Source organism: Pseudoalteromonas sp. SCSIO_11900, from assembly GCF_000576475.1.
Lineage (GTDB): Bacteria > Pseudomonadota > Gammaproteobacteria > Enterobacterales > Alteromonadaceae > Pseudoalteromonas > Pseudoalteromonas tetraodonis.
Genome location: NZ_KK070023.1, coordinates 245,092 through 259,256, shown reverse-complemented (window position 1 = coordinate 259,256; position 14,165 = coordinate 245,092). Strand labels below are relative to the sequence as shown.

10 protein-coding genes, 5 tRNA genes, 1 other RNA gene and 1 pseudogene are annotated in these 14,165 nt (G+C 41.5%); 15 read left to right on the top strand and 2 right to left on the bottom strand.

Annotated elements, in window-relative coordinates; translation table 11 throughout:
* Nucleotides 1–36: 36 nt before the first annotated feature.
* From BG00_RS01185 to BG00_RS01150, 8 genes are all read left to right on the top strand, one after another.
* A tRNA-Phe gene (locus tag BG00_RS01185) sits at nt 37–112 on the top strand.
* A gap of 72 nt (nt 113–184) precedes the next feature.
* Nucleotides 185–260, top strand: a tRNA-Thr gene (locus tag BG00_RS01180).
* A gap of 48 nt (nt 261–308) precedes the next feature.
* Nucleotides 309–384, top strand: a tRNA-Phe gene (locus BG00_RS01175).
* Between the two features lie 60 nt (nt 385–444).
* Nucleotides 445–520, top strand: a tRNA-Thr gene (locus tag BG00_RS01170).
* 48 nt (nt 521–568) lie between these two features.
* Nucleotides 569–644 (top strand) — tRNA-Phe (locus BG00_RS01165).
* 306 nt (nt 645–950) lie between these two features.
* Entirely contained in the window at nt 951–2,360 is a 1,410-nt protein-coding gene (locus BG00_RS01160) for a TolC family protein (RefSeq protein WP_036980074.1), read from the top strand.
* A complete protein-coding gene (locus BG00_RS01155; protein ID WP_036980072.1) occupies nt 2,357–3,553 on the top strand; it encodes an efflux RND transporter periplasmic adaptor subunit in 1,197 nt (398 codons plus the stop codon). Before BG00_RS01160 ends, BG00_RS01155 begins: the two co-directional genes overlap by 4 nt.
* Nucleotides 3,550–6,633 carry an efflux RND transporter permease subunit gene (locus BG00_RS01150; RefSeq protein WP_036980070.1) on the top strand — a complete coding sequence of 1,028 codons (3,084 nt, stop codon included), beginning with the start codon at nt 3,550–3,552 and terminating at the stop codon, nt 6,631–6,633. Before BG00_RS01155 ends, BG00_RS01150 begins: the two co-directional genes overlap by 4 nt.
* 164 nt (nt 6,634–6,797) lie before the next feature.
* On the opposite strand, the gene ssrS is transcribed toward BG00_RS01150, so the two are convergent.
* Nucleotides 6,798–6,981, bottom strand: a non-coding RNA gene (gene ssrS, locus BG00_RS17215) — 6S RNA.
* Between the two features lie 225 nt (nt 6,982–7,206).
* On the opposite strand from ssrS, the gene BG00_RS01145 reads away from it, so the two are divergent.
* From BG00_RS01145 to BG00_RS01130, 4 genes are read left to right on the top strand one after another with little or no spacing between them, the layout of a single operon-like run.
* Nucleotides 7,207–7,770 carry a UPF0149 family protein gene (locus tag BG00_RS01145; protein WP_036980068.1) on the top strand — a complete coding sequence of 188 codons (564 nt, stop codon included), beginning with the start codon at nt 7,207–7,209 and terminating at the stop codon, nt 7,768–7,770.
* A gap of 36 nt (nt 7,771–7,806) precedes the next feature.
* Complete coding sequence (gene pepP, locus BG00_RS01140; RefSeq protein WP_036980067.1) at nt 7,807–9,129, top strand: Xaa-Pro aminopeptidase; 1,323 nt, start codon at nt 7,807–7,809, stop codon at nt 9,127–9,129.
* A gap of 14 nt (nt 9,130–9,143) precedes the next feature.
* Nucleotides 9,144–10,331, top strand: coding sequence for a 2-octaprenyl-6-methoxyphenyl hydroxylase (gene ubiH / locus BG00_RS01135; RefSeq protein WP_036980065.1), 1,188 nt, complete (start codon nt 9,144–9,146; stop codon nt 10,329–10,331).
* A complete protein-coding gene (locus BG00_RS01130; RefSeq protein ID WP_036980063.1) occupies nt 10,328–11,494 on the top strand; it encodes an FAD-dependent monooxygenase in 1,167 nt (388 codons plus the stop codon). Before ubiH ends, BG00_RS01130 begins: the two co-directional genes overlap by 4 nt.
* Nucleotides 11,495–11,654: 160 nt before the next feature.
* Here BG00_RS01130 and BG00_RS18445 read toward each other — a convergent pair.
* Nucleotides 11,655–12,844, bottom strand: a pseudogene (locus BG00_RS18445) (alpha/beta hydrolase).
* Nucleotides 12,845–13,211: 367 nt separating this feature from the next.
* Between BG00_RS18445 and rpsF the strand changes: the two are divergent.
* Genes rpsF through rpsR form a run of 3 tightly spaced genes read left to right on the top strand, consistent with a single transcriptional unit; the run spans nt 13,212 to nt 14,154 of the window.
* Complete coding sequence (gene rpsF, locus BG00_RS01120; protein WP_036980061.1) at nt 13,212–13,553, top strand: 30S ribosomal protein S6; 342 nt, start codon at nt 13,212–13,214, stop codon at nt 13,551–13,553.
* A gap of 43 nt (nt 13,554–13,596) precedes the next feature.
* Nucleotides 13,597–13,914: a primosomal replication protein N gene (gene priB / locus BG00_RS01115; protein WP_008466122.1), complete on the top strand. Its 318-nt coding sequence runs from the start codon at nt 13,597–13,599 to the stop codon at nt 13,912–13,914.
* Between the two features lie 12 nt (nt 13,915–13,926).
* Complete coding sequence (gene rpsR, locus BG00_RS01110) at nt 13,927–14,154, top strand: 30S ribosomal protein S18 (protein ID WP_002962753.1); 228 nt, start codon at nt 13,927–13,929, stop codon at nt 14,152–14,154.
* The last annotated feature ends 11 nt before the right edge of the window (nt 14,155–14,165 follow it).

Here is a 14,165-nt window from a genome sequence, read left to right as displayed (position 1 = left end):
AAATCAGTTAAGATTTTTAATTAGCACTGTTTAAGTGCCTCGATAGCTCAGTTGGTAGAGCAGAGGATTGAAAATCCTCGTGTCCCTGGTTCGATTCCGGGTCGAGGCACCATTATTAAAGTAATAGTGTTTCAAATCATAAGATTAAACGTTATTACACGTGCCTTAGCACACAGTTTAGTGTGCCGACTTAGCTCAGCTGGTAGAGCAACTGACTTGTAATCAGTAGGTCAACCGTTCGACTCGGTTAGTCGGCACCATTTATAAAAGTGAAATTGCTCAAAGTAGTTCACTAGCACTGTTTAAGTGCCTCGATAGCTCAGTTGGTAGAGCAGAGGATTGAAAATCCTCGTGTCCCTGGTTCGATTCCGGGTCGAGGCACCATTTACAAAGAAGTTATCAATCTTTAAAATTGATAAAGTGCCTTAGCACACAGTTTAGTGTGCCGACTTAGCTCAGCTGGTAGAGCAACTGACTTGTAATCAGTAGGTCAACCGTTCGACTCGGTTAGTCGGCACCATTTATAAAAGTGATATTGCTCAAAGTAGTTCACTAGCACTGTTTAAGTGCCTCGATAGCTCAGTTGGTAGAGCAGAGGATTGAAAATCCTCGTGTCCCTGGTTCGATTCCGGGTCGAGGCACCATTTATACAAAGCCTCGCATATGCGGGGCTTTTTTGTTTCTAAGTTTTTTCTATCCTGCTCTATTTTTCTAGCACGTCATAAACAGTAAGTCCCTCTGTCCTTTTCATACCTCTTTGAGAACTTTATTCAGCTTTTTTGGCTAAAAATTAGGTTGTTTATTGATTTGTGATCAATATGTTAATGATTGGCGTATCTACGGCACTTATAATTTCATCGCAAAGTATGTAATGTTATGTAAAGTCAATTGAGCAACGTTTGCTAAAGTGCTTGAATAACATTCATAAATAGCATTAATCAGGTTTAAACATGATGTGGCAATATAAGCCATCTTTATTGGCAATAAGTATTATGCTGCTGAGTGGTTGTACGAGTAACTTAAACCCGCAACTACGTGAGCAAGCACCGAATACACTCCCAGATCAGTGGCAACAAACAGCTGTTGAATCAGTAGTTGCTGTCAACGACATATGGTTTAATAAACTTGCTTCACCAACAGTAAAGCAGCTAGTTACTCAAGCGCTAAAAAACAATCAGCAACTATTGCAAAACCGTTTTGATGTAGAAATACAAAAACAGCAATTAATTGTCACCGGTGCCGCTTTATGGCCCAGTTTAGATATTTCAACGCGAGTAGGGCGAAGCAAAGATAATCGTCCGGTTAGTTATAATAACTCAAGCTCTGTATCGTTAGAGTTAGGTTATGAAATTGATTTATGGGGTAAACTCTCGGATGCAAAGCGTAGAGACAACCTCAACTACCTTGCTCAGCAAGCTCGCTATGAGCAAACTAAACAACAGCTTATTGCAGATGTTATAACAAATTGGTTTAACTTAATCAGTGCAGAGCAATTACTTGATTTGTTTAAGCGCAGAGAAGCTAACGCCCAGCAAAACCTCGAGATTATTGAGTCGGGTTATCGCCAAGGTTTAAATGAAGCGTTAGATGTTTATTTAGCTCGCAATGAGTTAAACAATGAACGCTCTCGTATAGCAACCCAAAAAGCAAATTTGACTCAAGCTGCACGTAGCCTTGAGCGTTTATTGGGGGAGTATCCAAAAGGATTGATAGCAGCGAATAACGACCTACCTGTAATTAATGACGACATGCCCCTTGGTTTACCATCGGAGCTTATTACTCGCAAACCTGCGTTGCGTGCTAGTTGGTATCAGTTATTAGCCAGCGACGCTTCGCTTGCGTATGCGCATAAACAGCGTTTTCCGAGTTTAAATTTAGCGGCAGGTTTAAGCGATAGCACTAACAGGGTAAGCGACTTATTTTCTGCTTCAAGTCTTGCGTGGTCACTTATTGGTAGCATTTCAGCGCCTATTTTTGACGCTGGGCGACTTGCTGCGAACGAGGAAATAGCCAGTTTACAAACGCAAAAGCAAGAGCAAGCCTATCTGCAATCTTTATATGATGCATTTGGTGATGTTGAAAATGCTATTACCCTACAACAATCTTTAAAGGCACGCTACCAAAGCACCTTGCAGGCACAAGAAAATGCCTTAGCAGCAGAGCAATTATCGTTTGAACAATATCAAAGTGGTTTAGTGAGCTACACCACCGTATTAGATGCACAAGCACGCTCGTTTGATGCACAAAGTTCACTGATTGAAATTAAAAACCAATTACTCACAAATCGCATTAAATTACATGTTGCTCTTGGGGGCGACTTTGCAAAATCAAGATCCGCACAGGATGAGCAAGCACTATGAAACTCAACAAACAAAAAATAATTGTTCCCGCTGCTATTATTATAGCGACCATTTTTTCGGTGATGTTTATTAAAGGAAACCCGCCTAAAGCATCACGTTTTTCAGCACCGCCAAAAGCAAAAATTAATGTAGCGGTAAAACCATTGCAGTTAATTGACTACCCCGTTGAAATTGATAGCTTTGGTACGGTTAAACCACGAACTCAAAGTATGTTGGTGGCTCAGGTTTCTGGGCTGATTATTGATATAAATGAGCAGTTCCGCGAAGGCGGCTTTTTTGAAAAAGGCGATGTGTTACTTCAGTTAGATGATCGCGATTTAAAAGCAGAAGTTAAATCAGCACAAGCTAATTTGCTCAATGCCGAGCAAAACTTATTAGAAGAGCAAGCGCGAGGCCGACAAGCGCTTACTGATTGGCAACGTTTAGGCAATGAGTCTGAACCGAGTATTTTAGTACTTAGAAAGCCACAGCTAGCTGCAGCGCAAGCACAGGTTTTGTCAGCACAAGCACAATTGGAAAGAGCGCAACTAAATCTTGAACGTACTAAAATTAAAGCCCCTTATGCTGGGCGAGTATTAAACCGCAGCGTTGACTTAGGTCAGGTGGTATCTAACAATATGCAGTTGGCGACAATTTATGCAACCGACAGTGTTGAAATACGCTTACCGATAAAGAATAAAGATCTGCCTTTTATTAATTTACCTGAGCAATATCGAGATGGTGCTAAAAATCAGCGTGGCTCAGCGGTTAATTTCACTTCAGATTTAATTGGCGAGCAACAATGGCAAGGCCAACTTATTCGTACTGAGGGCGCAATAGATGAAAGTGCTCAGCAATTGTATGTGGTGGCTAAAATTAATGACCCTTATAAATCAACCAGTGATAATCAATACCCAGTAAAAATAGGGCAATACGTTAAAGCTAAAATTAATGGCAAAGTCGCCTCTCAGGTACTCGTTATTCCCAATAGTGCGATATATCAAGGCAGTTATGTTTATGTGGTTGAAAATGGCACACTACAGCGTAAAAATATTGCTTTAGCGTGGCAAAATGCGCTGCAAGGCATTGTGAGTAAAGGTCTTGAAGCGGGTAGTCAATTAGTGCTGACGCCACTGGGTCAAGTGAGTTCAGGTACGCCAGTGCAGATAATGGATGCGACTCTTAAAGCACAAAAACCAGGAGAGCAGCCATGATCGCTTGGTTTACACGTAATCATGTGGCTGCCAACTTACTGCTAATTAGTATTGTGTTGGGCGGCCTATTCAGCCTGTCTTCTAAGTTACCGTTAGAGGTGTTTCCCTCGTTTGTTTCTGATCGTATAAATATTAGTGTGAGTTTACGTGGTTCAACCCCAGAAGATGCTGAAAAAGGGGTCACCATACGAATAGAAGAAGCATTACAAGATCTCGAAGGTATTAAACAAATATCGAGCCGCTCTTCTGAGGGGTCATCACAAGTGAGCGTTGAGGTTGACACTGGCTACGACGAGCGTGAATTGTTAGCGGATATAAAGAGCCGTGTCGATGCCATTAATACCTTTCCAGCCGATGCAGAAAAACCAGTAATAGGGTTAATCCAGCGTAAGCGTGAAGTAATAGCAGTCACTGTTTCAAGTGACTACAACGAAAAAGAAACCCTAGAATATGCAGAGCAAGTCCGTGATGAATTGCTGCGTATTCCGGCGATTACCCAAGTTGAACTTAGTGGCGTACGTAATTATGAGCTGGCAATCGAAGTAAGCCAAGATACGCTGCGCCAATACGATTTAACCTTGGCGCAAATATCCAGTGCCATTGCCAATTCAAGTTCTGATATTTCAGCAGGAAACCTTAAAACAGAGGGCGGCGATGTACTTATTCGCTCTAAAGGGCAAGCTTACCGCAAAGATGAATTTGCAAGCATTGTGATAAAAAATCAAGCCGATGGCACTATTATTCGCTTAAGTGATATTGCAACCATTAACGATGATTTTGAAGAAACCCCCGTGCGCACCCGCTTTAATGGCAAACAAGCCGCATTTATTGATGTGTACCGCATTGGTCCGCAAAGTGCGATAGAAGTGGCCGATGCAGTTAAAAACTATATTACCAGTGAGCAAGCTAATTTACCGCAAGGGTTTTATTTAAGCTATTGGGATGATGACTCTGAGGTAGTAAAAAGCCGTATTGCTACCCTAACTAGCAATGCTTTACAGGGGGGGATTTTGGTACTGGGGTTACTGACATTATTTTTAAGACCTGCCATCGCGTTTTGGGTATTTATTGGTATTCCAGTTTCATTTATGGGTGCGTTTATGGCAATGGCCGCCTTTGGCGTGACCATAAATGTGATCAGCTTATTTGGTTTTATATTGGTGCTAGGGATTGTGGTGGACGATGCCATTGTTACCGGTGAAAACGTGTATACCCATTTAAAAACCGCCAAATCGGGCGAAGAGGCTGCTATAAAAGGAACTCAAGAAGTAGCCACGCCAGTTACATTTGGCGTGTTAACCACCGTGGCCGCTTTTTTACCGTTAGGTTTTATAGAAGGCGCACGAGGCGCTATTTTTGCGCAAATTCCGGTGGTGGTTATCCCGGTATTATTGTTTTCATTGATTGAATCTAAATTTGTGCTGCCAGCGCATTTAAAATATATCAAACTGCGCCAGCAAAAAGGCAAAGGTTCTAAATTAGAGCAACTCCAACAACGTTTTGCAGATGGTTTTGAGCATGCCATTTTAAAATATTACCAACCCGTATTAGGGCTAGCGCTACGCAACAAACTGGCCACAGTCAGTTTATTTATGGGCGTGTTTTTAATTATTTTAACCATGCTCACCAGTGGTTGGACTAAGTTTATTTTCTTCCCACGTATTCCCAGTGAAACAGTTCGGGTTAATTTAACTTTTCCTGCGGGAACACCGTTTGAAGTCACGAATAAATACATTATTGATATGTCAGATAAAGCCAGAGAGCTTCAGCGTAAGTATCAAGATGAAGAAACAGGGCAAAGTATTATCCTTAATATTTTAGCCAGCACTGGCGGGCGAGGCGGTGCGGCTAATTCGGGTAGTGTGCGCTTTGAAATCACCCCAGCAGAACAACGAGAGTCTGATATTGGTTCGCGTGAGTTGGTAAAAGAGTGGCGGCAATTAATAGGGGTGATCCCAGGGGCTGAAAGTCTCACATTTAGAGCAGAAATAGGTAGAAGCTCAAACCCAATTGATATTCAATTATCGGGTAATTCCATAACCACACTGCAAACAGTTGCTGAGCAAATTAAACAACGATTGGCCACTTATCCAAGCGTGTTTGATATTGCCGATAGCATGTCTGATGGTAAAGAAGAGCTACAAATAGAGCTAACAGAGCAAGGGCTTGCACTTGGATTAAATAGAGTTGATGTATCAAGACAAGTGCGTAACTCGTTTTTTGGTGTACAAGTACAGCGCATTCAACGCGGGCGTGATGATGTGCGCGTTATGGTGCGCTTACCTATAGATGAAAGGCGCTCAGTTGCTGATTTAAAAGATATATTAATACAAACGCCTAATGGTGGGCGAGTGCCGCTGTCACACGTGGCCACTTTAGTACCTGGTCAAAGCCCATCAACCATTACCCGTATTGATCGTTACCGTACACTTAATGTGTCGGCGGATGTAGAAAAAGCCGATACCAATATGACCGTGCTTCAAGCTGATTTAAAAACCTACTTAGATGAACTGGTGCAACAATACCCAGGTGTAAGCCATTCATTAGAAGGTGAAGCCAAAGAGCAGCGCGAATCGTTTGGTTCGTTACTGTGGGGAATGGTATTTGTATTTTTTGTAATTTATGGGTTGCTCGCAATTCCCTTTAAATCGTACTTACAACCACTGGTGGTGATGAGCATTATTCCTTTTGGTATGATTGGCGCAGTAATCGGCCATTGGATCATGGCTATGGAGCTTACCATTATGAGTTTGCTGGGAATGCTCGCGTTAATTGGGGTCGTGGTGAACGACTCGTTAGTATTGGTTGATTTTATTAATAAAAAGCGCAGTGAAGGGCTTGATTTGATGGAAGCTGTTAAAACCGCCGGCGTAGCGCGTTTTCGCCCGGTTATGCTAACTAGTTTAACCACTTTTATAGGCTTAATGCCGCTGCTGTTTGAAAAGGCAACTCAGGCTCAGTTTTTAATTCCTATGGCAGTAAGCCTAGGTTTTGGGATTATATTTGCGACCTTTATAACTTTATTACTCGTTCCGGTTAACTATATGCTGATGGAGCGCTTTCAAGGTTGGTTTAAGTAAGTGCAGACTACATAGATAAGTAGAGTTCTCAGACACTAAGTTTCAGGTACTAGTAAGTAAAGCATCGGACTGTAAAAATTCAGTTCGGTGTTTTTTTATAATAACTAGGTGATTAATAAAACAAGGGTATAAAAGTAATTGCTGAGGGATTTAAGTTATTGGAGGTGTTCCCCGAGAATGCGGTGCCCGGTGTCAGTCCTGAAACCTTGAGGTTTCAGGGCGGAAATCTGCGGTTTACCGTAGGCTTCTCGGTACATGCCGAGCTTGCACAATAGTAGACGAACAAAAATCCTGGTATAAAATTTATCGGCTCAGGGACTTAACCAAGCTCCTGCACCCCAGGGAACAAATTCAGTATATAAGACATATTCCAATCCTTAAACCCCAAACGCAAAAAATTAAACCGTTCGCTCAGTTTTCCTGCAAATTTAATCTTGTATTTACTTTTAAGATTGCTTTTTGAACTTAATCAGCTTTTCAATCGCTTGCTTTTGACCTCAGTCATAGAATTCATTGGAGTTGCTTTTTATCGAGTGGTAGCATTGCTTTAATTAGCAAAGCGAAGACGTCATTATGAATAACTTACCAGATTACGAAAAAGCCCAACTTCTTTTAGAGAAAAATGAAATATTTGTATCACCTGCTGAAGCGCATGGCGTTATTAGCGGCTTACTTGCTTGTGGGCTAAGCATTGACGATAAAGAATACTTAGGCTTACTGAGCGACGTATTTAATGATGGCGATTCGTTTAGCAACGATTTAAAACAGTTTTTTGGTAAAGTTTATCAACAAGTTGTTGAAAGCTTTAACCATGAAGAGTTTCAATTTGATTTGTTTTTACCGAGTGATGACGAAACACTCATCGATCAAGCCAATGGGCTCGTATCATGGGTAGCTGGGTTTATGCTGGGCTTTGGCTTAAAGCAAAAAGACTACGGCAAGCTGTCGGCAGATGTAAAAGAAGTGATTAGCGACTTTAGCGAAATTACGCGCCTTGATACAACCTTTGAAGAAACCGAAGAAGATAACCAAGCACTGCATGAAGTGATTGAGTACGTACGCGTATCGGTGTTACTGTGTTTTGCTGAACTTGGCAAAGAGCAAAACCCACAAAGTAACAAAAAAACACTGCATTAATTTAGCAATACAACAAAAGTAATGGGTTAGTTATTAATGGTTGAAATACAAAAGTCAGAGTTTAAAGCGCGCCGCGAGCGTTTATTGGCGGCAATGGATAGCAACAGTATTGCGATAATTCCTGCTTCAACCGAGCTCACACGTAGTCGAGATACTCACTACCCGTTTAGACAAGACAGTGACTTTTTTTACTTAACTGGTTTTAACGAACCCGATGCGGTATTGGTGTTATGCAAAGACAGTGATACGCCTTCTATATTGTTTTGTTTAGATAAAGATAAACTTGCAGAGGTATGGCACGGCAGGCGCATTGGTTTTGAAAAAGCGCAAAGCGAATACTTATTCGACAAAACTTATGCATTAAGTGAACTAAACGAACAATTATTGAGTTTGGTGAACGGCCAACAGGTTTTATTTTATGCACAAGGGACGTATCCTACCTTTGACGGCAAAGTATTTTCAATGCTCAATACTTTGCGCAGTGCTCCCAAAAAAGGCGATACAGCACCGAGTACAATTAAAGATATTCGTCCGTTATTACATGAAATGCGCCTATTTAAATCGCCAAGCGAAATTAACATTATGCGTGAAGGCTGCGAAATAAGTGCTCGAGCACACATGCGTGCTATGCGCTTTTCCCACGTTGGCGCAACCGAGTTTCAATTAGAGGCAGAGCTTCATCATCACTATGCAATGAACGGTGCGCCATATCCAGCTTATGGCACCATTGTGGGGAGTGGCGATAATGCTAATATTTTGCACTACACCCAAAATAGCGATGTATTAAGCAATGGTGACCTAGTGCTGATTGATTCAGGTTGTGAGCTACAAGGTTATGCGGCTGACATTACTCGTACTTTCCCTGTTAATGGTAAATTTAGCACCGAGCAAGCTGCGCTTTATAATATTGTGCTTAAAGCGCAAGAAGTGGCATTTAACGAAGTAAAGCCCGGTGGCTACTTATCGCAGGCTAATAAATTAGCTATGCAAGTGCTAACCCAAGGTTTACTTGATTTAGGTATTTTAACCGGCGACTTTGATGAGCTAATGGCGCAAGGGGCATGTAAAGAATATTATATGCATGGTCTTGGCCACTGGTTAGGACTCGATGTTCACGATGTAGGCGATTACCGAGTAAATAATGAAGAGCGTGCATTTGAGCCTGGTATGGTACTGACCATTGAACCTGGGCTTTATATTAGTAAAGATTCAAACGCACCCAAAAAATACCAAGGCATAGGTATTCGTATTGAAGATAACTTATTAGTAACGGAGTCAGGTCACGAAAACTTAACGATTACCGTGCCTAAAAAAATTAGCGAAATAGAAGCGTTAATGCAAAGCGCTATAAACGTATAAGCTTGGAGATAAAAGTGACTAAGCAGTTTGATGTTGTAGTTATTGGCGGTGGTTTAGTGGGCGCAAGTTGCGCACTGAGCATAAGTAAAAAAAATCCCAGCCTACATATTGCCGTGGTTGAAGCAAACCAAGTAACCACAGATTATCACCCAAGTTTTGACGACAGAAGCATAGCGCTTGCACAGCAGTCGGTGGAGTATTTACAAAGCCTCAATTTATTTGAAATAAACGCTCCCTATGCGGCAGCCATAAAAAAAGTCAGTGTATCAGACAAAGGACATTTTGGTAAAACCCATATACACAGTGATGAGTTTACTAAATCCTCATTAGGTTATGTGGTTGAGGTAAATCCATTTGGTAGAGCGCTGCATCAGCGTTTAACGCAATCAAATATATCGCTTTTTTGCCCTGATAGCGTAACGGCGATAAAACAAAACGCCGATAGTAATGAACTGACATTACAAAGTAGTGAAAAACTAAGCGCTAAGCTGTTAGTGATTGCCGACGGTGCACAATCGCCAACACGTCACTTGCTAGGCCTAGGTTTTAATACCCAGCCTTACGAACAAGGCGCGATTATTGCCAATATAGAAGTGGCTGGTGGACATAACCATCATGCGTTTGAGCGTTTTACCCAAAATGGTCCTATGGCTTTATTACCCATGAGCAATAACCGCTATTCGTTAGTATGGTGTATGCGCCAAGAGCATATTGAGCAGCATATGACATTAAGTGAGTCAGACTTTTTAAGCGTACTGCAAATCACCTTTGGTTATCGTGCTGGGCGGTTTATAAAAGTAGGGATGCGCGCCAGTTATCCACTGGTTTATGGGCAAGTCGAATCGTTGACGGCGCACCGTACTGTGGTAATAGGTAACGCGGCACACGCCATTCACCCAATTGCAGGTCAAGGCTTTAATTTAGGGCTGCGCGACGTACAAGTGCTTAGTGACTTAATAGCAAACAGTGAACATGATTTAGGGAGTTATGCCTTTACCCGTCAATATTCAGTTAAGCGCAGTGATGATATAAAAACGGTAATGACATTGACCGATGCCTTGGTTCGACTTTTTTCAAATTCATCACGGGTGTTAGCATTGGGTCGCAGTATTGGGTTGTTTTCGATGGATTTATTCCCCGCATTCAAAGCCCCATTGGCTAAACAGTTAATGGGACAAGTTAAACAAGGTACACGTTTATGAAACAAGTACAGGTTTGTATAGTGGGTGGTGGCTGCATAGGTTTAACGCTGGCGCTAGGGCTTGCTAAAGCGAATGTCAGTGTGGTTGTGTTAGATGCAGCGCCAACTCAAGCTCCACCGAGCGATGACTATGGTTTACGTGTAAGCGCATTGAGTATTGCCAGCCAAACCTTGCTCGAGCAGTTAAATGTATGGCCACACATAATAGCTGAGCGTGCTTGTGCTTATACGCACATGGATGTACGTGATGCCGATAGCTTTGGAAAAATAGCCTTTAATAACGATCAACTTGAGCTTGACCATTTAGGGCACATAGTTGAAAACGACATTATTCGCTTTGCACTAATAAAAGAGCTTGAGCAGCAAAGTAATGCCACACTCATGTTTAATACCGAGTATCAGCAAATACACCAAAGCGAGTCTGATGTATTTATTAATTTAAAAACTGGTGAGCCTATTATTGCTAAGTTGCTGGTGGCGGCTGATGGTGCAAATTCAGCGATTCGTAAACAGTTTAATATGGCGCTGAGCTTTAAAGATTACGATCATCATGCGTTAGTAGCGACAGTTAAAACCAAAGAGTCACACAAAAATACCGCACGCCAAGTGTTTTTACCTACAGGGCCGCTAGCGTTCTTGCCATTGAGCGATGAGCATACTCATTCAATTGTGTGGTCTACCAGCCCGAATCATTGTGATGAATTGTTAGCAATGGACGACACCACTTTTAATAAAGCAGTTATGGCTGCAATAGATGGCCAATGCGGTTTATGTGAAGTGCAAAGTAAGCGCGTCGCGTTCCCACTTAAAATGCGTTATGCCCAGCAATGGGTAAGTGGCAACGTGGTGCTAATGGGCGATGCAGCGCATACCATTCACCCATTGGCAGGGCTGGGTATGAACCTAGGTCTAAAAGACGCGGCTTATTTAATCGAGTTACTAAGTCAAGACACCAAAGAATTTGCAAGTACGCGCACACTGCGTGATTACGAGCGCACCCGTAAACTCGATGCACAAAAACACATTGCCATGATGCAAGGGCTAAAAGAGCTATTTGAAGGTGCAAACCCTGTTAAAAAGCTGATTCGTGGAGTAGGGCTTTCACTCGTTGATAACTTGGGCCCAATCAAACACCTATTCGCTAAAGAAGCGATAGGGAAGTGATAAAGATAAGCGGTCAGTTTTTAGCTGTCAGCTTTCAGCCAAAGAAAAACCGATGTTTAGTTTAAGCATCGGTTTTTTTATAGGCTAATGCTTTTTTTAGTGTATTCGTACAGCTTGCTGACGCGACGAGCAAAGCTCGTAATGCTTTTAAATTAATGAGCTACAAATTTTCTTGTGATTCATTCACCATATCTTGCAGTGCATCGATTAACAGCGGGTCACGCGAGTTCTGTTTAGCAAGCTCTAGTGCGTGTTTCATACTAGTGAATGCCTCTTTGAACTATTTATTAGCAGTGTAGCCTTGCGATAATCGCATGTGAGAGTAAGCAGCATTAGGGTAATTGTTAGTAAAGTGTTTAAGTAGCTTTTTTAGTGTTACCAAACTCTTGCTAGCTGTGGGCAAATTCTACGTACACATCGTGTGGAATTTTAAGCTCAAATCCGTACTTATCACTAAGTGCTTGGTAGTAACCGGTAATCAATGATGCATCTGCAAATTTTCCGTGCTCGTCAGTCACTTTAAATATTAGGTCGCTAAATAAGTGAATTAGGCTATCGCTAGTGCTGGAAGTATGGTGCCCATATGAGTAAAAGTGGGATAATGCTTATATTTCCATTTTAGCTGCGTGGGCATTTGTTGCTCTAAATTTACTAAAGTATTTAATATGCCGGTATAAAAGCGTGCGCCTTCACTTGCAACACTAATAAATAACGCTTGACCGCCTTTAGGGTTTTTAGTGTATTTAATAATATTACTTTTTAACTCTTCATCACTCCAGCAACTATTTGGGCTTATAGCTATGTAGTTGTTAAATAGTGCCGGTTGATTAACTAAAGTATAAAGCGCTAATGTACCAGCATTAGAATGACCAATTAAGGTGTTGTAACCATTAGTTGGGTAGTTGCTATTTATATAGGGCATGAGTTCATCAGACGCAAACTTTAAAAAATTATCGGTTTGCCCTGCGTCAGGCCATTTATTTTTAACAAAGGTTTGAAACTCCGTTTTAGGCTCACCTTGTACTTTAAGTAAGTAATCACGAACGCGGTTGGTTGTATCAACAGCAACAAGCATTGCATTAGGTATCTGCTCGTAATCAATGAGGGATTTTATAACGCCAGATGCCGTATGAAAGTGCTCAACACCATCAAGTAAATAAATAACATAGAGCGGCTGATCATCTTTTACATTGTCAGGTATGAATATTCTGATAGGTCTGTCTTCGTTAAGTATTTTTGATTGTAGAATGACTTTTTACCCACGGTTATGTCGGTTGTAGCGGTGTCTGCATAGCTTAAAAAAGGTGTACTAAAAGTAACTATTAACACAAACGATAGTAAGAGCTTCATAAATATCCTTATTAAATAATGTGTTGTCTAATAATTGCACGGCTTTAGATTTGAGTAAATGTTTATATTTTAGGGGAAAATGTAGGGCTTAAGTAATTAAAAGCTTCGCTTTTCAAGCGAGCAAGCTCACGCCTACCTAGTAAATATTGAACACTTATCTTTATTTTACTTATTGATATAAAGGGAGCATCTAATAATGTCTTCCCGAAGCCTTTAACGCTTATCTATCAAAGCTTAAAAACCTGCTTGCTTAATTATCCTACTAGGCGTAAAATGCGCGCTCATTTCGGCTTTTAAACTATTAATTCCTTGCCTTAAACCGACCGGCCGAAACGGTAGAAGGCTCTATTAACCGTAAGGAATATCCATGCGTCATTACGAAATCGTATTCATGGTTCACCCTGATCAGAGTGAGCAAGTTGCTGGTATGATCGAACGTTATACTGGTTCTATCACTGAAGCAGGTGGTACTATCCACCGTCTTGAAGACTGGGGCCGTCGTCAACTGGCTTACCCAATCAACAAGCTTCATAAAGCTCATTATGTTCTTATGAACGTTGAAGCACCAACTGAAGTAATCAGCGAGCTAGAAACTACTTTCCGCTACAACGATGCAGTGCTTCGTAACTTAGTTATGCGTACTAAAAACGCTGTAACTGAAGCGTCTCCTCTTGTAAGAGAAGAGAAGAAAGAAGCACCAGCTGCTTAATTGTTTTGAGTCCTAGCATGGCACGTAGTCAGCAGTTACTATAATGGTTAGCCCATATACGAATCAGCTGGTTATATCGGGGGTTGTTTGTAAAACACCCAAGTTTAGCCAAAGCCCCGCGGGTATACCGCATTGTATTTTTGTTGTAGAACATAAATCAATGCAAGTTGAAGCAGATCTTAACCGTAATAGTTATGTGAGGCTTCAGGTGGTTGCCAGTGGTAAGCAAATGCAACAACAGACTCAACATTTGCACGTTGGGCAGGCATTGCAAGTGAGTGGTTTTTTAAATCGCCACGAAGGTCGTAACGGCCTTAGCCAATTGGTTTTGCATGCTCAGCATATAGAAAGAATTATTTGAGGAATTAATCTCATGGCACGTTATTTCAGACGTCGTAAGTTCTGCCGCTTTAAAGCGGAAGGCGTACAACAAATCGATTACAAAGATCTAGCTACTCTTAGAAACTATGTTACAGAAAGTGGCAAAATCGTACCTAGCCGTATCACAGGTACTAGCGCTAAATACCAGCGCCAGCTAGCAACTGCTATTAAGCGTGCTCGCTACTTAGCCCTTCTTCCATACACTGACTTACATAAGTAAGCAGCGGATTA